Annotated in this window: 17 protein-coding genes; 12 read left to right on the top strand and 5 right to left on the bottom strand. The window is 63.2% G+C overall.

What is annotated here, in order from left to right; translation table 11 throughout:
• The first annotated feature begins 46 nt into the window (after positions 1 to 46).
• The gene (locus V3330_RS18550) at positions 47 to 1,090 is read left to right on the top strand and encodes a threonine aldolase family protein (RefSeq protein ID WP_354696951.1); all 1,044 of its coding nucleotides are present in this window, start codon (positions 47 to 49) and stop codon (positions 1,088 to 1,090) included.
• Between the two features lie 77 nt (positions 1,091 to 1,167).
• Positions 1,168 to 3,297 (top strand): tetratricopeptide repeat protein, encoded by a 2,130-nt coding sequence (locus V3330_RS18545; protein WP_354696950.1) that lies wholly within the window; start codon positions 1,168 to 1,170, stop codon positions 3,295 to 3,297.
• Here V3330_RS18545 and pgeF read toward each other — a convergent pair.
• Both pgeF and rluD read right to left on the bottom strand, forming a co-directional pair.
• A complete protein-coding gene (pgeF, locus tag V3330_RS18540; RefSeq protein WP_354696949.1) occupies positions 3,261 to 4,094 on the bottom strand; it encodes a peptidoglycan editing factor PgeF in 834 nt (277 codons plus the stop codon). The two genes, V3330_RS18545 and pgeF, sit on opposite strands and share 37 nt — an antisense overlap.
• Positions 4,091 to 5,074 carry a 23S rRNA pseudouridine(1911/1915/1917) synthase RluD gene (rluD, locus tag V3330_RS18535; RefSeq protein ID WP_354696948.1) on the bottom strand — a complete coding sequence of 328 codons (984 nt, stop codon included), beginning with the start codon at positions 5,072 to 5,074 and terminating at the stop codon, positions 4,091 to 4,093. Before rluD ends, pgeF begins: the two co-directional genes overlap by 4 nt.
• Positions 5,075 to 5,114: 40 nt before the next feature.
• Here rluD and V3330_RS18530 point away from each other — a divergent pair, with 40 nt between their 5' ends.
• Complete coding sequence (locus V3330_RS18530; RefSeq protein WP_354696947.1) at positions 5,115 to 5,975, top strand: outer membrane protein assembly factor BamD; 861 nt, start codon at positions 5,115 to 5,117, stop codon at positions 5,973 to 5,975.
• A 21-nt stretch (positions 5,976 to 5,996) separates the two neighbouring features.
• Here V3330_RS18530 and V3330_RS18525 read toward each other — a convergent pair whose 3' ends face one another.
• The 3 genes from V3330_RS18525 to sucC form a co-directional block, all read right to left on the bottom strand.
• Positions 5,997 to 7,622 (bottom strand): NAD+ synthase, encoded by a 1,626-nt coding sequence (locus tag V3330_RS18525; protein ID WP_354696946.1) that lies wholly within the window; start codon positions 7,620 to 7,622, stop codon positions 5,997 to 5,999.
• Positions 7,623 to 7,741: 119 nt separating this feature from the next.
• Entirely contained in the window at positions 7,742 to 8,617 is an 876-nt protein-coding gene (gene sucD / locus V3330_RS18520) for a succinate--CoA ligase subunit alpha (RefSeq protein ID WP_354696945.1), read from the bottom strand.
• Positions 8,614 to 9,786: an ADP-forming succinate--CoA ligase subunit beta gene (gene sucC, locus V3330_RS18515; RefSeq protein ID WP_354696944.1), complete on the bottom strand. Its 1,173-nt coding sequence runs from the start codon at positions 9,784 to 9,786 to the stop codon at positions 8,614 to 8,616. The genes sucD and sucC overlap by 4 nt, the downstream gene beginning before the upstream one ends.
• Before the next feature lie 209 nt (positions 9,787 to 9,995).
• Between sucC and V3330_RS18510 the strand changes: the two genes are divergently transcribed.
• From V3330_RS18510 to V3330_RS18470, 9 genes are all read left to right on the top strand, one after another.
• Positions 9,996 to 11,690, top strand: coding sequence for a sensor histidine kinase (locus V3330_RS18510; RefSeq protein WP_354696943.1), 1,695 nt, complete (start codon positions 9,996 to 9,998; stop codon positions 11,688 to 11,690).
• Between the two features lie 49 nt (positions 11,691 to 11,739).
• Complete coding sequence (locus V3330_RS18505) at positions 11,740 to 13,149, top strand: sigma-54-dependent transcriptional regulator (protein ID WP_354696985.1); 1,410 nt, start codon at positions 11,740 to 11,742, stop codon at positions 13,147 to 13,149.
• Positions 13,142 to 14,713: an O-antigen ligase family protein gene (locus tag V3330_RS18500; protein ID WP_354696942.1), complete on the top strand. Its 1,572-nt coding sequence runs from the start codon at positions 13,142 to 13,144 to the stop codon at positions 14,711 to 14,713. The genes V3330_RS18505 and V3330_RS18500 overlap by 8 nt, the downstream gene beginning before the upstream one ends.
• A 218-nt stretch (positions 14,714 to 14,931) precedes the next feature.
• Positions 14,932 to 15,360, top strand: a complete 429-nt coding sequence (locus V3330_RS18495; RefSeq protein WP_354696941.1) for a pilin — start codon at positions 14,932 to 14,934, stop codon at positions 15,358 to 15,360.
• 297 nt (positions 15,361 to 15,657) lie between these two features.
• Positions 15,658 to 16,131 carry a pilin gene (locus tag V3330_RS18490; RefSeq protein WP_354696940.1) on the top strand — a complete coding sequence of 158 codons (474 nt, stop codon included), beginning with the start codon at positions 15,658 to 15,660 and terminating at the stop codon, positions 16,129 to 16,131.
• A gap of 9 nt (positions 16,132 to 16,140) precedes the next feature.
• Complete coding sequence (locus tag V3330_RS18485; protein ID WP_354696939.1) at positions 16,141 to 16,296, top strand: hypothetical protein; 156 nt, start codon at positions 16,141 to 16,143, stop codon at positions 16,294 to 16,296.
• 43 nt (positions 16,297 to 16,339) lie between these two features.
• Positions 16,340 to 18,052, top strand: coding sequence for a type IV-A pilus assembly ATPase PilB (gene pilB / locus V3330_RS18480; protein WP_354696938.1), 1,713 nt, complete (start codon positions 16,340 to 16,342; stop codon positions 18,050 to 18,052).
• Positions 18,053 to 18,055: 3 nt separating this feature from the next.
• Positions 18,056 to 19,276 (top strand): type II secretion system F family protein, encoded by a 1,221-nt coding sequence (locus V3330_RS18475; protein WP_354696937.1) that lies wholly within the window; start codon positions 18,056 to 18,058, stop codon positions 19,274 to 19,276.
• Between the two features lie 35 nt (positions 19,277 to 19,311).
• Complete coding sequence (locus V3330_RS18470) at positions 19,312 to 20,178, top strand: prepilin peptidase (protein ID WP_354696936.1); 867 nt, start codon at positions 19,312 to 19,314, stop codon at positions 20,176 to 20,178.
• Positions 20,179 to 20,186 lie beyond the last annotated feature (8 nt).

Below are 20,186 nucleotides of genomic sequence, written 5' to 3'. Positions count from 1 at the left end.
GGCCGGCCTTGCCTATAATCGGCTGTCACTTACGGGACGTCCCACCATGGAATTGAACTTTCGCAGCGACAACGAATCACCCGCCGCACCCGAAATCATGCAGGCCCTCAGCCAGGCCAACGAGGGCACGGCCTGGTCCTACGCCGAGGATGATTGGAGCCGCGCACTGGACCGGGCTTTCAGCGAACTGTTCGAGGCGACCACGACGGTGATCCCGATCAGCACCGGTACCGCCGCCAACAGCATCGCTCTCGCCTGTCTGACGGAGCCGTGGAATCTGGTGTTCTGTCACCGCGGTGCCCACGTGTTCAACGACGAGGGTGGCGCGCCCGAGTTTTTCGGTCACGGGCTGCGGCTGATGCCACTGGACGGTGATGACGGCAAGCTGCGGGCCGGGACACTCGTCGATGCAGTGAACGGCAGCGAGGGCCACGGTGTGCACAGTTACGCGGCCGGCGCCCTCACCCTGACGCAGAGCACCGAGGCAGGAACGGTTTACCGGCCCGATGAAATCGCCGCGCTGTGCGCGGCGGCGGGTGACCAGGGTCTGTCGGTTCACGTGGACGGCGCCCGTTTCGGCAACGCGATCGCCACGCTGGGTTGCGCTCCCGGTGCGTGTACCGTGGACGCCGGGGTGCGCATGATGTCGTTCGGAGCCAGCAAGAACGGCTGCCTCGCTGCCGAGGCGCTGCTGATATTTGGTGACGGTGCTCTGCGCGAACGCGCCGAGCGGCTGCGCAAGCGTTCGGGCCATCTGCTCAGCAAAATGCGTTATGTCTCCGCGCAACTGCTGGCCTACATCGACAACGGGCTGTGGCTGCGCCTGGCGGCCGGCGCCAATGCACAGGCCCGCCGCTTCGCGGAAGCGATCGCTCAGCACCCGCAGGCCAGAAGCGAGTATTCCGTGGAGGCCAATGAGGTTTTCGTGCGCTGGACACCCGCCGGCTTCTCCGCGCTCGAAACCGCCGGCATGCAGTTTCTGCGCTGGCCGGGCGATGAAAACCTGGCGCGTTTCGTGTTCTCACACGCCACCCGGGCCGAGGAAACCGCGGCGCTGTGCGAGGCGCTGGCTTCGGTCGCGCCCGCCTGATCCACCGGGGGCAACCGTACATGCGAGCCTGGCCCCCGATCAGCCGGTTGGTGCTTCTTCTGCCGGCACTCATGTGCATGAACCCGAATGCCGTGGCGGGCGCAACGGACTCCGGTTACGTGGGTTCATCGGCATGCGCGGGCTGCCACGCTTCTGAATTTCAGGCCTGGCGGGAGTCTCACCATTATCAGGCCATGCTGCCGGCGACCGATGAAACGGTGCTGGGCGATTTCTCAGGCGCGACCTTCGACCATGGGGGCAGAACCCACCGTTTCTTTCGCGACGGCGACCGTTTCCTGGTCGAAACCGACAATGCCGACGGCGAAATGCAGACGTTCGAAATCGCCTATACCTTCGGGTTCGAACCTCTGCAGCAGTACCTGATCGCGTTTCCCGGCGGCCGCTACCAGGCGCTCAGCATCGCCTGGGACAACCGCCCCGAAAGTAGCGGCGGCCAGCGCTGGTATCACCTCTATCCGAACGAGACCATCGACCACGAAGACCTCCTGCACTGGACCGGCAGTTTCCATAACTGGAACGGCCGCTGCGCCGCCTGCCATTCCACCGGGCTCAGCAAGAATTTCCAGACCGGGGACCACACCTGGTCGACCTCCTGGGCGGAAATCAATGTCGCCTGCGAAGCCTGCCACGGGCCCGGCCGCGCCCACCGCGACTGGGCTGCCGGCGAGCGGTCTCAACCCGATCCGGGCTTCGCCAATGCCCCGCCCGGGGCCGGCGCCTGGACCCGGGCGCCGCAACAGGCCACGGCTTCCCGGTCCACCGCCCCCGATTCGACCCGCCCCGTCGAAGTCTGCGCCGGCTGCCATGCCCGCCGGGCCGAGATCGCGGCGCCGAAACCGGGAGCGAATTTTCATGACCTCTACCAGCTCAGTCTGCTGGAGGACGGTCTGTATTACGCGGACGGGCAGATCCGAGACGAGGTATACGTCCAAGGCTCCTTTCTGCAAAGCCGCATGTACCGCGCGGGAGTGAGTTGCGCGGATTGCCATGATCCCCATTCGGGCCGCACGCGGGCCGAAGGCAACCCGCTGTGCACCCGCTGCCATTCGGCGGACGTGTTCGATCAAGCGGAGCACCATCACCATCCAGTATCCGGCGCCGGATCCCGGTGCGTCGACTGTCATATGCCGGCCACGACCTACATGGGTATCGACCCGCGCCGCGACCATGGCTTGCGCGTGCCCGAACCGCAACTCAGTATCGATCATGGCATCCCGAATGCATGCAATGGCTGCCACGAGGACCGCACCGCGCAGTGGGCGGCCAGCCACCTTGTCCAGTGGTTCCCGGGCTCGAAAACGCGGGCTCCGCATGCCGCCGCCCTCGCAGCGGCACGCGCCAATCGGCACCAGGCCCTGCCAGCGCTGCTGTCCATCGCCGCGGACCCGAACGCGAGCGCCATCGTACGTGCGACCGCGCTGAAGGAATCCGGCCGCTTCCCCGGCCCGGAAGTGGTGGCGGCGGCACGCGCCGGCATGCAAGCGACCGATCCACTGGTCCGGAGTGCCGCGGTTCGGGCGCTGGAAGCGCTGCCACCCGACCACCGGTATGCGCTGCTGCAACCGCTGATCGACGACCCCAGCCGCAGCGTCCGGACCGACGTGGCGATGCAACTGGCCGACGTGTCACCGGCCGCGCTCCCGCAACCGGCGCGGGGCGCGCTGGAAAACCTGCGCGGCGAATATCTCGAAACCCTGAAGTACAATGCCGACCTGCCGGAGAGCCAGTTCAACCTCGGCAATTTCCTGGCCCGTTCCGGGCAGGCAGAGGCGGCCGAACGCGCTTATCGCCAGGCGCTGAGAATCACGCCGGGCTACCTGCCGGCGCTGCTCAACCTGGCGGACCTGTACCGCGCCAGCGGCATGGACACCGTTGCAGCGGGCTTGTTGAACGACGCGCTGAATCAGGCTCCGGATCATGCACCGGCGCATTACGCGCTGGGACTGCTGCATGTCCGCCAGGGCCGGCTGGACGCCGCCGTGAAATCGCTGGCCCGGGCAGCGGCGAACGACCCAGGCAACCCGAGGTACGCCTACGTTCATGCAGTGGCATTGTACGAAAGCGGACAGTCTGCCCGGGCACTTGATGTTCTGCGCGACGCGCTGGAACGGCATCCGGACAACGCGGAGCTTCGTCAGGCGCTAGACGCCTACACGCGGGCGGACAAGGGTACTTCGCGCGACTGATCCGGTGCTTCCAGCCAGACCAGGCTGGCCATGCGGCCGCAGACGCCGTCTCTTCGATAGGAGAAAAACCGCTCCGGCTGATCGAAGGTGCACCATTCACCCCCGCTGACGGCCGTGACACCCGCGCGCCGCAGACAATGGCGCGCCATCGTGTACAGATCCAGCCTCCAGCGGTCACCCGAGGCCAGAATGGCTCCCGCGCCCCCGGATTCGTGGGCAGCGAATGCCCGGACCACGTCCCGCCCGACTTCATACCGGGCGGGCCCGATTGCCGGCCCCAGCCACGCCATCAGCGAGCCCGGATCGGAGCGCATCGCGGCAACCGTTCGTTCCAGCACCCCGGCGGACAGGCCCCGCCAGCCGGCATGTGCGGCGGCCACCTCGTCCCCGGCCTGACTGCACAGCAGCACCGGCAGGCAATCGGCCGTGAGAACGGCGCAGACGACACCGGCCCGCCCGGTCACCCGGGCATCGGCGGCCGGAAACGGACCGGGATCCACCGGCAGCCCCCCGGTGCTGGCGGGTGCGATAGACGCGTTGTCACGCACCTGCCTCTCATCGTCGCGGTCCGTCCACACGTCGGTACCGTGTACCTGCCGCAGCCAGCGGGGTTCCGCCGGCAGGGCTTCGCGCAAGCGCCGGCGGTTGCGCTGAACGGATGCGGGATCGTCCCCGCAGTGAGCACCCAGGTTGAAACTTCGATACGGGCCGCGGCTGCAGCCCCCCGTACGCTGGGTGCTCAGCGCACGGACGCCGGGCGGGGCCGGCCAGTCCGGGATAATCCAGGAATCGCTCAATCGTCCCCCCCGCGCAACCGGGCCAGCAGGCCGGAAAAGTCCTCGGGCAGGTCGGTGGTGAAACGGCACTCCGCATCATCGGCCGGATGCCGCAGCACCAGGGTTCGGGCATGCAGCGCCTGGCGGGGAAATTCCCGGACCGCCGCGACCACTCGGGGATCGAGACCCCGCACCGGCCCCGGCTTTCTGCCGTACTGGCGATCGCCCACCAGGGGGTGCCCCAGGTGGCTCATGTGAACCCGAATCTGGTGGGTTCGACCGGTCTCCAGCGACACCTGAAGATGGGTGAAAGCGCCCAGAGCCGTCAGCACCCGGTAATGCGTGATCGCCGGGCGGCCGCCCGGCACCACCGCCATCCGTTTGCGATCCCGCGGGTGACGCCCGATGGGCTGATCCACCGTGCCTCTGCGGCGCATTTCCCCCCGAACCACGGCTTCATAGATCCGGCTCATGCTGCGTGACTGCAATTGGGCGACCAGGCGCGTGTGGGCACGCAGCGAACGCGCGACGACCATGATGCCGCTGGTGTCCTTGTCCAGGCGATGAACGATACCCGCGCGCGGCACCGCCGCCAGTTCCGGGTCGAAGTGCAGCAGCGCATTCTGCAGCGTGCCCGCGGGGTGGCCGGCGGCCGGATGAACCACCAGCCCGGCCGGCTTGTTGACGACGATCAGGTCGTCATCGGCGTGCACGATGTCCAGTGGAATGGGTTCGGCTTCGGCACGGGTGTCCGGTTCGGGTTCGGCGTCGATGCGCAACACCTCGCCGCCGTGCAGACGGAAGGTCGGCTTTTCCCGGCGGCCATCCACGGTCAGCGCACCACTGCGAATCCATTTCTGCAGGCGCGCGCGGGAATAGTCGGCAAACAGCACCGCCGCGGCCTGATCGAAGCGGCATCCGGCCTGGGCGCTATCGGCCACCGCGCGCAGACGGATGCGGCCCGCGTCGTTCCCGCTCGGCTTGTCAACAGGGTTCGTCACGCGCGCGACTGTATCATGCCGCGCGATTCGGCTATGATTCATGGCCTTGCGATCCTCGACTCATGCCATGCAACCGGAATTCCTGAATCATCGATCTGCGCGGGTCATCCGACTCCTCGCATTCACCCTGCTCGCGCTCATGCTCGCCATGGCGACCGGCTGCCGCAAAGACCGCGACCGGATGGACGATCGTGGCGCCTCGGAACTGTATGCGGACGCCAAGCAATACCTCGACAACAAGTCCTGGGACCGGGCGATCCAGACCTACAAGTATCTGCAGACCCGCTATCCCTTCGGGCGCTACACCGAGCAATCGATGCTGGACCTGTCGTACGCCTACTTCAAGGCGCGTGAGCCGCAGGGCGCGTTGTCGACCCTGAACCGGTTCATCCGGACGTATCCAACGCATCCCAACGTGGATTACGCCTACTATCTGAAGGGACTGGTCAACTACGAGGAAAACCTGGGCTTCCTCGAACGGCTGATGCCCGAGCGGGTGCGCGACCGCGACCAGTCGGCGGCCCGCGACGCCTTCATGGATTTCAACGAATTGCTGCGGCGCTTCCCCGACAGCCGCTACGTGGCCGACGCGCGTCAGCGCATGGTCTACCTGCGCAACAACCTGGCGGCCTACGAAGTGGACGTGGCGGATTACTACATGCGCCGTCAGGCCTACGTGGCGGCGGCCAACCGGGCGCGCTACGCGCTGGAGAACTACCCGAACACACCGGAGAGCGCCGAAGCCCTGGTGGTGCTGCACCAGGCCTATACCGAACTCGACCTGCCTGAACTGGCGGCCGGTGCGATGTCGGTGCTCGAACTGAATTACCCGGACAATTACTACGTGCAGGGGCGCAAGAAGAAGAAATCCTGGGCGGAGCGGCTCTGGCCCTTCGACTGACCGCCGGCTTCCGCACCCGGCTCAGGGCGGTACGCTGTCCTCTCGCCAGCCCGAGGTAATGGGGTAGCGGCGATCGCGCCCGAATGCCCGGTGGGTGATGCGCGTGCCGGGGGGCGCCTGGCGCCGCTTGTACTCATTCAACAGCACCAGCCGCGCGACCCGCCGCACGGTCGCATCCTCGAAGCCGTCTTCCACGATCTGTGAAATCGACCAGTCGCGTTCGACGTAGCGACTCAGTATCTGGTCCAGCTGTTCGTAGGGCGGCAGTGAATCCTGGTCGGTCTGGTCGGCACGCAACTCCGCGGATGGTGCGCGGCGCAGCACGCCCTCCGGGATTACCCCTTTGTCACGATTGCGGAACTCCGCCAGAGCGTAGACACGCGTTTTCAGGCAGTCCAGCAACGGTCCGTAACCACCGCACATATCACCGTATATCGTGCAGTAACCAACCGCCAGTTCGCTCTTGTTGCTGGTCACCAAGGGCAGCCAGCCAAACTTGTTGGACAAGCCCATCACGATGACTCCGCGAGCGCGGGCCTGAAGGTTTTCCTCGGTCACGTCGGGCTCGACACCACTGAAGGAACCCGCCAGTACGGTGAGAAAGGCCTCGTAGGCCGGCTCGATCGGTATAACGCGGTGATCCACCTCCAGGTCCACCGCCTGGGTCTGCGCCAGTTCGATGCTCTCACCGGACGTATGGCGCGACGGCATCATCACGGTATGGACATGATCGGCACCCAGCGCATCCACCGCCAGGGCCAGGGTCAATGCCGAATCGATACCGCCCGACAGACCGAACACCACATCGTGAAATCCGTTTTTGTGCACGTAATCCGCCAGGCCGCGCACCAACACCTGGTAGATTTCGTCCAGCGCTTCGGTGGGGGCCGGTTCCCAGTCGTCCGCCTGGAATCCACCGCTGGCCGGGTCGTAATCGGCCAGCAACAAGGCTTCGTGACACAGCGGCCCGGGCCCTGTCCGGGTGCCGTCCCGGTCGATCAGCATGCTGCGGCCGTCGAACACCAGTTCGTCCTGCCCGCCGACCAGGTTGCAGTACACGATGGGCAAGCCGGTTTCGGCCTGCCGCAGGTCGATCATGCGCTCGCGATCGGCCAGCTTGTCGTCCCGGTAGGGCGACGCGTTGGGAATCAACAGCAGTTCGGCCCCGGCCTCGCGGGCCTCGCGAACCGGACCGGCCTCCCAGGAATCCTCGCAGATGACCACGCCGATCCGGCACCCGGCCAACTCGACCACCAATGGCTCGGAACCGGGCGTGAAGTAGCGGTGTTCATCGAATACGGCGTAGTTGGGCAGGCGGTGCTTGAAGTAACGTCCGATGACCCGGCCGTCTCGAATCCAGCTCACCGCGTTGCGGCGCGCGCCATCCTCCAGCCATGGGTGGCCGATGACCACATCGATACCGTGGACGTTTGCGGCGAGGTCGGTCACGGCCTGCCGGGCCAGGCGCAGGAAGCCCGGACGCAGCAGCAGGTCTTCCGGCGGATAGCCCGCCAGCGCCAGTTCGGGGAACAGGATCAGGTCGGCTTTCGCCTCCCGCGCCTGCTCGATCAGGGACTCGGCCTTGCGCCGGTTACCGGCGATATCGCCAACCAGGAAATCGTGCTGCGCCAGCGCTATCCGGATCATATCCAATGGCCTCCACCCAAGCCTTTCGCCGCCACTGCATCGATGCCACCGGCCGGCGGTTCACCGGCCGGGACGAGCGGGTCCACATCAGACGGGACCGGGCGGCCCCGCCAATGATGTCAGGCGCCGAGCCGGCCGGCGATGGCCTGACCGAGATCCGCCGGTGAGCGAACGGTTTCCACGCCCGCGGCCTCCAGTGCCTTGAACTTCGCATCGGCCGTGCCCTTGCCCCCGGCAATGATGGCACCCGCATGGCCCATGCGTTTTCCGGGCGGAGCGGTCACGCCGGCGATGTAGGCGACCACGGGTTTGGTCACGTGATCGGCGATGAATTCAGCGGCGTCTTCTTCAGCCGAACCGCCGATCTCGCCCACCATGATAATGCCGTCGGTTTCGTCGTCTTCCTGGAACAGGCGCAGCACATCGACGAAATTCATGCCCTGGATCGGATCGCCCCCGATGCCGATGCAGGTACTCTGCCCCAGACCGGCCAGGGTGGTCTGGTAGACCGCCTCGTACGTCAAGGTGCCGGAACGCGAAACCACGCCGACCCGGCCCTTGGAGTGAATACGGCCGGGCATGATGCCGATCTTGCATTCTTCCGGCGTGATGATGCCCGGGCAATTCGGACCGATGAGCCAGGTGTCGGGCTGATTCTGCAGCACCGCCTTGACCGTCATCATGTCCTTGACGGGAATGCCTTCGGTGATCGCGACGATGACCCGAACGCCGGCCTCGGCCGACTCGAGGATGGCATCGGCCGCGAACGGCGGCGGCACGTAAATCACGCTGGCCTCGGCGCCCGTTTCCGCAACCGCGTCGCGCACGGTATCGAACACCGGCAGGCCGAGATGCTCACTTCCGCCCTTGCCGGGCGTCACGCCCCCGACCAGTTGCGTGCCGTACTCCAGCGCCTGCTTCGAGTGGAAAGTACCCTGATTGCCGGTAAACCCCTGGCAGATGACTTTGGTATTACGGTCGACCAGCACACTCATGCCGCTTTCTCCTTGGCCGCAGCGACGACTTTGGTGGCCGCGTCATTCAGATCGCTGGCCGAGATGATTTTCAGACTGCTCTGGTCGAGCAACTCCCTGCCCTTGTCCACGTTGGTGCCTTCCAGCCGCACCACGACCGGCACCTCGACGCCGACTTCGCGCACCGCGGCGATGATGCCCTCGGCAATCTCGTCGCAGCGCACGATGCCGCCGAAGATATTGACCAGAATGGCGTCCACGCGGTCGCTGGACAAAATGAGCTTGAATGCTTCACGCACCCGTTCGGCGTTGGAGCCACCGCCCACGTCCAGGAAATTCGCCGGCTCGCCGCCCTGCAATTTGATCACGTCCATGGTCGCCATCGCCAACCCGGCCCCGTTCACCATGCAGGCGATGTTGCCGTCGAGCGTGACGTAGTTCAGGTCGTGTCGGCTGGCCGCCACCTCGGTGGGGTCTTCCTGGGACTCGTCGCGCATCGCGGCCAGTTCGGGATGCCGGAACAGTGCGTTGTCGTCGGCATTGATCTTGGCATCCAGCGCCGAGAGATTGCCGTCGTCCCCGATCACCAGCGGATTGACCTCGATCAGGCTCAGATCCTTGTCCTTGTAGAGGCGGTACAGGCCGGACATGATTTTGCCCAGTTGTTTGACCTGGGCCGGATTCAGACCCATACCGAAACCCATCTGGCGCGCCTGGAAGGGCTGCAGGCCGGCGGTGTTGTCGATATTCACCGTCACCAGCTTCTCCGGCGTTTTGGATGCGACCTCCTCAATGTCCACGCCACCGGCGGCCGACCCCATGAAGGTCACGCAGCGATTGACCCGGTCGGTGAGCGCGGAAAGATACAGCTCACTCTCGATGTCCATGGCTTCCGCGATCAGCACCTTGTCCACCGGCAGTTCCAGCCCGCCGGTCTGGTAGGTGGAGATTTTCATGTTCAGCATGCGTTTGGCTTCGCCTCGAACCTCGTCGAGGGAACGGGCCAGCTTCACCCCGCCCGCCTTGCCCCGTCCGCCGGCATGCACCTGGGCTTTGACCACCCACATGTCGCCTCCGAGTTCGCGCGCGGCGGCAACCGCCTCCTCCGGCGTGGACGCGACGCGGCCCGCCGGAACCGGAATGCCGTAGTCGGCAAACAGTTCTTTAGCCTGGTATTCGTGGAAATTCATTTGTACTCCTGACGAGCTGGGCCGCAAAGGCCTGGGCAAAGTCCGCTATTTTCACCCGAACCGCGATGCAAAGCAAAGGGCCGTGCCGCTCGCTCCATCCGCCGGGGCGCGCGGTTTCGGTTTGCGCGTCGAACCCACCCTTCGGTCCGGGTGATATACTGCGCCCCGCGTCCGTGCAACCACAATCAGCGCTTCCCAGGGTCAGATGCATGAATGCAGCACAGTCCGATTCCCGAAAACCCGTAAGAACCCGTTCCCTGTACGGCAATCCCTATCCACTGCCGGCAACACTCACCCGGCGCATCGTGGGCTACCTCAGCGTTTACCGGATCGTGATCGCAAGCCTGCTCGCGGCGGGCAACTTCGACCTGATCCGGGATCTGCAGAACCAGTCATTTTCGCGGACCTTCGCGGCACTGCTGATTATTGCCTACCTGCTGTTCGCAAGCTTCGAACTGTTCATGGCGCGCCGGCATACCTCCAATGCACACCGGCTGGTTCGCTATGCCCTGCTGGCGGATGTGCTCTTCCTGTCGGGCCTGCTGTTCGTGCTGGGCGGGCTGGGCAGCGGCGTCGGCACCCTGCTGGTATTCACCAGCGCCCTGGCCGGCATGCTGCTGCCCCTGCGCTTCGCCCTGTTCATCACGTCGGTGGCGACCCTGGCATTGATCGGCCAGGCCGTGACCGGCCTGGCCCTGTCCCTTTATCCGCTGGGCATTCTGCTGCCAGCCGGCATGTACGGGGCCACCGCGATGGTCGCGTGTATGCTGTGCCACCGGCTGGCTTACTGGGCGCGCGATTACCGGGTCACGGCCGAAAAACAGGAATCCCAGATCGCGGATCTCGAGAAACTCAATGAGGTCATCATTCGCAACATGTCCACCGGGGTGCTGGTCATCGATGCCGACAGACGCATCAAGCTGATGAACGAGTACGCGTGGTTCCTGCTGGGCAGCCCCAAGGTGCGCGAATTACTGCTGGCCGATCTGTCTCCCCGGCTCGACCGGACCGTGGAGAAATGGCAGGCCAACCCGAGCGTCGAACTGCGGCCTGTGGTGTTGGAAACCAGCCAGGCCAATGTCCTGCCGGCCTTCGCCGTCATGCCCGGGGAGGATGAACCCGGAGCCCTGGTGTTCCTCAACGACGAAAGCGTGATATCCAAACGGGCTCTGGAACTGTCGGCCAACTCCCTGGCCAAGCTCTCGGGCAGCATCGCGCACGAAATCCGCAACCCGCTGGCGGCCTTGACCCACGCGGCCCAGTTGTTGGACGAATCTCCGTCCATCACCCTGAACGACATGCGCCTGACCAACATCATCCTGGACCAGTCCAAGCGCATGAACGGCATCGTCGAGAACATCCTGCAGCTCTCACGGCAGGAACAATCCCGGCCGGAGCCGGTTGAACTGAACCAGTTCCTGAAAGACCTGGCCAAGGAGTTCGGCACCACGCAGACCGCGAAAGACCTGGATTTCGAGATCCTGGTCGAAACCGGCAAAACCCACGTGGTGTTCGACAAGAGCCAGTTGCACCAGAGCCTGTGGAAACTGCTGGACAACACCGTGCATCATGCCAGCGTCAAACGCCCGCCCCGGGCGCAATTGAAAATGCGCAAGGACGAAAGCGCCGGGTATTGTGTGATCACCGTGCAGGACAATGGTCCGGGGATTCCAAAGTCCCGGATTACGGACATTTTCGAGCCGTTTTTCACCACCCGCAAGGCAGGCTCCGGCCTGGGTCTGTACATCGCCCGGCAATTATGTGAGGCAAACCAGGCCGAACTTACGGTAGACTCTCAACCGGGCGTTGGCACGGCTTTCCATATCCGCATGGGGCTGGCGCCGCGCGGAAGGACCCGATCGAGGTCCGTAGCTACAGCACACGCAGAGTCTGGCCAAACATGAAAAAAACAGAAATCCGCCACCGCAGGGTGAGTGGGGACGCATGAACCCCATGGCACAGTCCGGGTCGCAGCGCGTACTCGTCATCGATGACGAGCCGGACATTCGGGAGTTGCTCAATCTGACACTCAGCCGCATGGGGCTGGACGTCACCACGGTCGAGGATCTGACCGAAGCGCGCAGGGCCCTGGCCTCCAGCGCCTTCAGTTTCTGCCTCACCGACATGCGGCTTCCGGACGGCAACGGGCTCGATCTGGTGGAGGAAATCTCCGAGAAATACCCGGATCTCCCGACCGCGGTCATTACCGCCCACGGCAAGGTCGAAGACGCGGTCAACGCGCTGAAGATCGGCGCCTTCGATTTCGTCTCCAAGCCGGTCGACCTGGCCATCCTGCGCCAACTGGTCAATACGGCCCTGCGTCTGCGCAGTGCCGAATCCGACGAGCGGGAATCGACCCAGGACGACGGCGGGGAGCCCGAGCAGCCAGCGGCGCTGGACCGCCTGATCGGCAAGTCACCGGCGATCAACCAGTGCAAAACCATGATCGCCAAACTGTCCCGCAGCCAGGCACCGGTTCTGATCAGCGGGGATTCGGGCTCCGGCAAGGAGCTCGCCGCCCGGCTGATCCATGAACTCGGCCCGCGCGGCGACGGCCCCTTCGTGCCGGTGAATTGCGGCGCCATTCCATCCGAACTGATGGAAAGCGAATTTTTCGGACACCGGAAAGGCAGCTTCACCGGTGCCTCCACCGACAAGGACGGTCTGTTCAAGGCTGCCGACGGCGGCACCCTGATGCTGGACGAAGTCGCCGACCTGCCGCTGCACATGCAGGTGAAACTGCTCCGCGTCATCCAGGAAAAGGCCGTGATGCCGATCGGCGCACGCGAAGAGGTCAAGGTGGACGTGCGCATCCTCAGCGCCACCCACCAGGCCCTCAAACCGCTGGTCGAATCCGGCAAATTCCGCAGCGACCTTTATTTCCGCCTGAACGTGATCGAACTCCATATGCCCAGTCTGCAGGAACGACGTGAAGACATCCCGTTGCTGGCCGGGCATTTCCTCGACGACATCGCCGAACAATGGCACGAGGACGGCCCGCCGGAAATCTCCGAAGAGGCGATGGCCGCGTTGAAACAGCATGAGTACAGCGGCAACGTGCGCGAACTCATCAACATCCTGCAACGTGCGGTCACGATGTGCGAAGGGTCGGCCATCCAGCCGGAAGACCTGATGCTCGAACACGTCGGCACACCGGAAGCACCCGCACCCGCCCCGCCCACCGCCGAGGTGCTCGAAAGCGCCGACGACGTGTCCCTCGACAGCTACATGGAAGACATCGAAAAACAGATGCTCGAGGACGCTCTCAAGAAGGCGCGCTACAACAAGACCCGGGCCGCCGAGATCCTGGGCATCAGTTTCCGCTCCTTCCGCTACAAACTGAAGAAGTTCGGGATTGACTGAAACCCGGCCGCAACACCCGAACCCGGAGCGGGCGACCCGACTGCCCGGTTTCATATTTTCACTGCTACCACCAACCGCCATCGGTGTCGTTCTGCTGCTGACTTCGACGGTGCCTTTGTTTGCCCCGGCGTGGAAATACGATATCAAACGCCTGTTTGAACTGTGGTTGCTGTTTGCGGTTCTGCTGCTGACAGCGATTGTCCCGGCCCTGCGCCGCAAGTTCTTCGAACAACTGACGCGAACGCCCAGATCGATCGCGGTTCCTCTGCTCATCGCCGCGAGCCTCGGTGTCTTCTCCGCCTGGGTCAACGCCACCACAATTCTCGGACTCGCTTATTCCGCCGCCGAAGTCGCCCTGCTCACACTGCTGGTCGTCGGTGTCTACGCCATGGCGGCCGCCCGCGCTCTGGGCGGGGAGTCGTTTGACCGGATTGCACTGTTGATGCTCACCCTGCTCGGAGTGTGCGTCGGTATGCAGGAGTTGGTGGGGGTCGCGGCCGCATGGGCCTCGGGCCTGGAATTCCATCCTCGCATCGCATTGATGCATTTCTCTTGGCCGCGGTTCTACAACCAGATACAGAGTTGGAGCATCCCGGTCATCGCGGCCCTGCCCCTGCTATTTCCCGGCAAGCCGCTCGCGCGAGTGCTATGTGTCGCGTCTCTCGCACTCCATTGGTATGTCGTCATCGCCACCGGCGGCCGCGGGACAATGTTGGGTGTCGTTTCTGCCATCGCATTGGTTTCCTTGCTGGCGTCTTCCGGTCGCAGGGTGTTACTCCGGTATCACGCCACCGGACTGGTCACAGGGGTGCTCGTCTATGCTGCAGTGGCATATGGGCACGGTCTATTGGAGCCGGGGCCATCCGACCCGAACCCGGAGCAGCCAAACGTGGCCGGCCAATCGGTGGAAACTCCGTCAACCCTGACGAGCGGCAAATTTACAGAGCCGATGACCGGTAAACGGGTCCTCACGTCATCAGGACGCATCGCCATGTGGCGTGAAGCGTGGCACGAATCCCTGGAGTCGCCGTGGCTGGGAAAAGGTCCGATGAACTACGCCTGCCACGGCCCGGTCTATCGAGCCGGCCATCCGCACAGCATGCCGGTTCAGCTCATGTACGAGTGGGGCATTCCTGCGATGGTGTTGATCCTGATCGCCACGCTGCTCGCCGGACGCAGATTAATTACCCATTTGCGCCAAGGCCGATCCACCCAGGCTCCAGGCCGCGTTCTGACCACAGCGCTCGCAACCGGCGTCGCCGCCGCCGGTGTGCACGCCTGCCTGAGCGGTGTGCTTGTCATGCCGGCCAGCCAGCTTACGGGCGTGCTGGTCGGAGGATGGCTGCTGGGGTCCCTGCCCATACAGGGTGACACAGGTCGAGCTTCGCTTATGGCACGGTTATTACTAATAAGCGCCATTGCCCTGACCCTTTTGCTCGCGGCGTTCGCGCACCGCGAGCATGCGCACGCCGGACTGCGTTTGGAACAAACACCCTCCATGGACCGCCTGATTCCGCGCTTCTGGCAAAATGGCAAAGTCTGCGCGCTGGGCGCAGAGCCCTGATTTGGCACAAAGTGACAAAACACCTGACGTATTTTGTCAGTTTGTGACGCAATTCCACACCGGACTTCCATTCCGCACAAATCGATACCGTGCCAAACCGCAGTTTTTATTAGAGTTGTTTGCTTGGCACTCATATTGCATTACATCCCAGCATCCCGATTCCAAGGGACTAACCGGCGGCTCCCTGCGAACCGTCTATTTACCAGGAGGGTAAAATTGTGAAAAACAGTAAAGGTTTTACGCTGATCGAACTGATGATCGTGATTGCGATCATCGCCATTCTGCTGGCACTGGCCATTCCGGCCTACCAGGACTACACCATTCGGGCGAAGGTCGGTGAAGGCCTGAGTGTTGGCGCTTCCGCCAAGCTCGCCGTTTCGGAGAGTTGCCAGACCGATCCCACCATTTCGCCCGGAAACGACGCCGTTGGATACTCATTTACCGGCAGCCCGTACGTGACTTCCGTAACCGTCGGCGGCAGCTGCGGTGCTCCAACGGTGACCGTAGTTACAGCCAACACAGGCGCTAGCACTGACGTTACGCTGTTGCTCACGGGCAACTATACGGACGGCGCGGGGCGCTATAGCTGGGAGTGCGAGAACACTACAGGTGAAAACCGTCACGTTCCGGCCACCTGCCGCTCGTAATCGCACAATAGATTTGACGTTCCGATATTCTTATCGGAGTGTGGAGCATCTAAATCCCCCGCCCCGGCGGGGGTTTTTGATAGGGAAAGAACGGTCGACCGGTCGTGAGCGCGGAATAAACTTTCCTGCATCGGCACCCGGCTGTGAGATTAAATGGAGAAAATAGGGGAAGCGCAAGACCACCTCAAACAAGGAAGCGTGCAGAACGTGACAAGGAATCTGAAATACTGCACCGGTGTTCGGATCGCCATTGATTGTTGGCGGCCGAGGACAGGCTGGTCCGGGAACACCACACAAATGACAAGTAACAACGAACTCGCCGACGACAGTGCCTGCAATACGGTGAAACGCCCCACTGGATTCACCCTGATCGAACTGATGATCGTCATCGCGATTATCGCCATTATTCTGACCCTCGCGCTTCCGGTTTACACCAATTACACCATTCGGGCGAAAATTGGCGAAGCGCTGGCGGTGGCCGCAGCTACAAAAACCGCCGTGGCGTCAACTTGCCACGAGGACCTCACCCTGACCGGGATTGACAATGAGACTGTCGGCTATACATTCAGCCCGTCGACCTGGATTCAAAACATTGTCGTCACCGGGGACTGCGTACAGCCCATCATTACGGTCAACACGCAGAATACTGGCGCCCCGGGTGATCCGGTCATCACGCTTACCGGCAGTTTTGCCAGCAACGATGGGGCCGTTACCTGGTTTTGCACTTCGACCGCGGAATCCTATCACCTGCCATCGACGTGCAGGAGTTGAGCCATTTGGATGGCAAAGAAATTGCTGTCGGGCTCGCGCCACGCCCGCCCTTCATTTGTACTTGATTTATTTCGCGGAATGCGGATGATGGAAGTTTCAACGGAAACGCCGGCGGACAAAACTGGTTTTTCCAATACCGGACAGACACTTGCAGACATCAGGTGACAAAACGGTATAATATTGGCCGGGAAAAAGGAGCGACCCGCTGATGAACACGGAACTCAAGGCCACCAGCCGTCTGAACGGCCTGGCCCGGAGACTGGTCGAGGAGAATCTGCTCGACGAGGCTGCGGTCGAGGACGCTTGTGCCCGCGCCAGCAAGAAAAACCGCTCGCTTCTCGCCTTTTTGCTCACCTCCAAATCCGTCGATCCGGGCCGCCTGGCAACCGCGGCTTCCGACGAATACGGCATTCCGCTGATCGACATACGGGCGTTCGATCTCAGCCAGGCACCGCTCAGCCTGGTCAGCGAGGCGTTGATCGAGAAGCATCAGGCCCTGCCGCTGCACCTTCGCGGCAACCAGCTCTTCATTGGCCTCAAAGACCCCACCGACCACCAGGTGCTGGACGAAATCGCGTTCAGTTCCGGTTTCCACGTCGAACCCATCCTGGTGTCGGCCGACCTGATCGAACCGGCCATCGAACGCGCGATGGAGGCGACCAACCCCGTCTTCGACGACCTCGAGGAAGACGAGGGGCTCGAAGACGTCGCATTTTCCGTCGACCAGGAAAAGGAGGACGAAAGCGGCGACCCGGCGGTCGACGAAACACCGGTGGTCCGCTTCATCAACAAGGTGCTGCTCGATGCCATCCGCAAGGGGGCATCGGACATTCACTTCGAACCGTACGAGTCCCGCTACCGCATCCGCTACCGCCTCGACGGCGTGCTCAAGAGCGTCGCCGCGCCGCCCATCCAGATGGCCCGGCGCCTGTCGTCACGCCTCAAGGTGATGGCCGGCCTGGACATCGCCGAGAAACGGGTGCCGCAGGATGGCCGCATCAAGCTCAATTTGTCGCGCAGCAAGTCCATCGACTTCCGCGCCAGCACCTGCCCCACCCTGTTTGGTGAAAAGGTGGTGCTGCGTATTCTCGACTCCTCGGCCACCAAGCTGGGCATCGAGGAACTGGGTTTCGAGGCCGAGGAACGCAAGCTGTACGCATCGGCGGTCAGCAAACCCTACGGCATGATCCTGGTTACCGGCCCGACCGGCAGCGGTAAAACCGTCACCCTGTACACCGCGCTGCAGATGCTCAACGACGAGGGCCGCAATATCTCGACCGTCGAGGATCCGGTGGAAATCCGCGTCCCCGGCATCAACCAGGTGCAGCAGAACACCAAGCAGGGCATGACCTTCGCCCGTGCCCTGCGCGCCTTTCTGCGCCAGGATCCCGACGTGATCATGGTCGGGGAGATTCGTGACCTCGAAACCGCCGAAATCGCGATCAAGGCGGCGCAGACGGGTCACCTGGTGCTGTCCACCCTGCACACCAATGACGCGCCACAGTCCATCACCCGACTGATGAACATGGGGGTGCCGTCGTACAACATCACCTCGGCGGTGAACCTGGTGATCGCCCAGCGTCTGGTGCGCACGCTGCATCTGTGCAAACAACCGGACGATCTCCCGCGCGAAGCCCTGCTCCAGGCCGGCTTCGACGCCAGCGAGGTCGACGACCTCAAACTCTACAAACCCGTCGGCTGCGGTGAATGCAACGAAGGCTACCGCGGACGGACGGGTATTTTTGAAGTGATGCCGATCACGGACGAAATCTCACGCATCATTCTCGAGGAAGGGAACGCCCTCAAAATCGCCCAGCAGGCACGCAAGGAAGGTGTCGCGGACCTGCGCGGATCGGCCCTGAAGAAAGTGGCCGCGGGCAGGACCGACCTGATCGAGATCAACCGGGTAACCAAGGACTAGGTCATGGCAACTGGACACGCAGAACCGACCGTCTTTCTCTGGCAGGGCCGGGACAAACGCGGACAGAAACTCAAGGGCCAGCAGATCGCGGCCAGTCCCAACCTGGTACGCGCCGAACTGCGCCGCCAGGGCATCAATCCGATTTCGGTCAAGAAAAAAAGCAAGCCGCTGTTCGGCGGCGCCGGCAGCCGCATTTCCAGCAAAGACATCACGATTTTCAGCCGCCAGCTCGCCACCATGCTCAAATCCGGTGTGCCGCTGGTGACGGCTTTCCAGATCATCTCGGGCGGCCTGAAAAATCCGCGCATGCGCACCGTGGTCGACAAAATCCGGGCCGAAGTGGAGTCCGGTGGCGCGCTGCACGAGGCACTGGCGCAGTACCCGGGACAGTTCGACGAGTTGTACGTCAACCTGGTCAAGGCCGGCGAGAGCGCCGGTGTACTCGATGGCATTCTCGACAACGTCGCCTCGCACAAGGAGCGCATCGAGACCATCAAGGGGAAAATCAAAAAGGCACTTTACTACCCGGCCGCGGTCATCGCGGTCGCCATCATCGTGTCTTCCATTCTGCTGATCTACGTGATTCCACAGTTCCAGAGCATTTTTGTGGCCTTCGGTGCCGATCTGCCGGCCTTCACCAAGATGATCGTCGCGGCCTCGGAGTTCATGCAGGCGAAGGGCGTTTACCTGTTACTGGTGCTCGTGATAGCCATTGTCACCATTATCGCGGCGAAAAAGCGATCCAAACGGTTCTCGCACCTGATCGACCGCATGTCGTTGAAAATTCCAATTGTCGGCGGCATCCTGGAGCAGGCCGCCATCGCGCGCTTCTGCCGCACCCTGGCCATTACTTTCGCGGCGGGCGTACCGCTGGTCGATGCGCTCAAAATCGTTTCCGGCGCCACCGGCAACGCGGTGTACAACGATGCCGCCCTGCAGATTCGCGGCGACGTTGCCGTCGGCCATCAGCTCCAGCTGGCGATGCAGCAAACCGAAGTATTTCCCAACATGGTCATCCAGATGGCCGCCATCGGCGAGGAAGCGGGTTCGCTGGACACCATGCTGACCAAGGTGGCCGAAGCCTACGAGGAAGAGGTCAACAACTCGGTCGACGCGCTCAGCAGCCTGCTTGAACCGGCCATCATCGTATTCGTCGGCGTTGTGGTCGGCATGATGGTCGTCGCCATGTACCTGCCCATCTTCAAGATGGCCGCGGTATTCTGACCCAGGCCTGCGCGCCGCACCCGACGAGAATCTGAATGCTGGAAACACTGATTTCGACCCCGCTGTTGCTGTACGGCGGGGTTTTCGTACTCGGCGCGCTTATCGGCAGCTTTGTGAACGTCGTCATCCTGCGCCTGCCGCCCCTGCTGGAATACGACTGGCGCTGCCAGTGTCACGATTTGCTGCAGAACGAAAGCGAACCGGGAGAACGGCCGCTTGGAATCGCCGTATCACGTTCGATGTGCCCGCACTGCGGGCACGGAATCACGGCGCTGGAAAACATTCCCGTGCTCAGCTTTCTCGTATTGCGCGGCCGCTGCTCGGCTTGCGGGGAACGAATTTCCCTGCGCTACCCGCTGGTCGAACTGACCACGGCACTGCTGTTTCTGGCCACCCTGTGGCATTTTGGCCCGACGGCCCAGGGACTGCTCGCCCTCCCCCTGACCGCGGTGCTGGTCGCACTGACAGGCATCGACGCGGACACCCAGTTACTGCCCGACAACATGACCCTGCCGCTGCTGTGGGCCGGCATCCTGGTCAATTATTTCGGCGTTTACACCGATCTGGGTTCCAGTGTGCTGGGCGCCATCGCCGGCTACCTCATTCTGTGGTCCATCTATCATCTTTTCCGGCTGATGACCGGCAAGGAAGGCATGGGCTACGGCGACTTCAAATTGCTGGCGGCCATGGGTGCGTGGATGGGCTGGCAGTTCCTGCCGCTGATCGTTCTGCTGTCATCGGTGGTTGGCGCGGTGGTCGGCCTGGTGCTGATGGGCACCGGGCGGCTCAACCGCGACAAGCCCATGCCTTTCGGACCGTTCATCGCGGCAGCCGGCTGGATTGCGCTGATCTGGGGAGAACGCATCATGGCCTACTACACGCGATCGAGCGGATTCGGCTGATCGTAGCG

Origin of the sequence: Elongatibacter sediminis, from assembly GCF_037892215.1 — a bacterium.
Taxonomy (GTDB): Bacteria; Pseudomonadota; Gammaproteobacteria; order Xanthomonadales; family SZUA-36; genus Elongatibacter; species Elongatibacter sediminis.
The sequence above is the reverse complement of the archived record's forward strand: the minus strand, read 5'-3'. Positions and strand labels throughout refer to the sequence as shown.

Coding starts and splice junctions, on each gene's coding strand:
- V3330_RS18485 (WP_354696939.1), top strand. CDS start 16,141: ATGGCAAAGAAATTGCTGTCGGGCTCGCGCCACGCCCGCCCTTCATTT.
- pilB (WP_354696938.1), top strand. CDS start 16,340: ATGAACACGGAACTCAAGGCCACCAGCCGTCTGAACGGCCTGGCCCGG.
- V3330_RS18530 (WP_354696947.1), top strand. CDS start 5,115: ATGGCCTTGCGATCCTCGACTCATGCCATGCAACCGGAATTCCTGAAT.
- sucD (WP_354696945.1), bottom strand. CDS start 8,617: ATGAGTGTGCTGGTCGACCGTAATACCAAAGTCATCTGCCAGGGGTTT.
- V3330_RS18545 (WP_354696950.1), top strand. CDS start 1,168: ATGAACCCGAATGCCGTGGCGGGCGCAACGGACTCCGGTTACGTGGGT.
- V3330_RS18550 (WP_354696951.1), top strand. CDS start 47: ATGGAATTGAACTTTCGCAGCGACAACGAATCACCCGCCGCACCCGAA.
- sucC (WP_354696944.1), bottom strand. CDS start 9,786: ATGAATTTCCACGAATACCAGGCTAAAGAACTGTTTGCCGACTACGGC.
- V3330_RS18525 (WP_354696946.1), bottom strand. CDS start 7,622: ATGATCCGGATAGCGCTGGCGCAGCACGATTTCCTGGTTGGCGATATC.
- V3330_RS18505 (WP_354696985.1), top strand. CDS start 11,740: ATGGCACAGTCCGGGTCGCAGCGCGTACTCGTCATCGATGACGAGCCG.
- V3330_RS18475 (WP_354696937.1), top strand. CDS start 18,056: ATGGCAACTGGACACGCAGAACCGACCGTCTTTCTCTGGCAGGGCCGG.
- V3330_RS18510 (WP_354696943.1), top strand. CDS start 9,996: ATGAATGCAGCACAGTCCGATTCCCGAAAACCCGTAAGAACCCGTTCC.
- V3330_RS18490 (WP_354696940.1), top strand. CDS start 15,658: ATGACAAGTAACAACGAACTCGCCGACGACAGTGCCTGCAATACGGTG.
- V3330_RS18470 (WP_354696936.1), top strand. CDS start 19,312: ATGCTGGAAACACTGATTTCGACCCCGCTGTTGCTGTACGGCGGGGTT.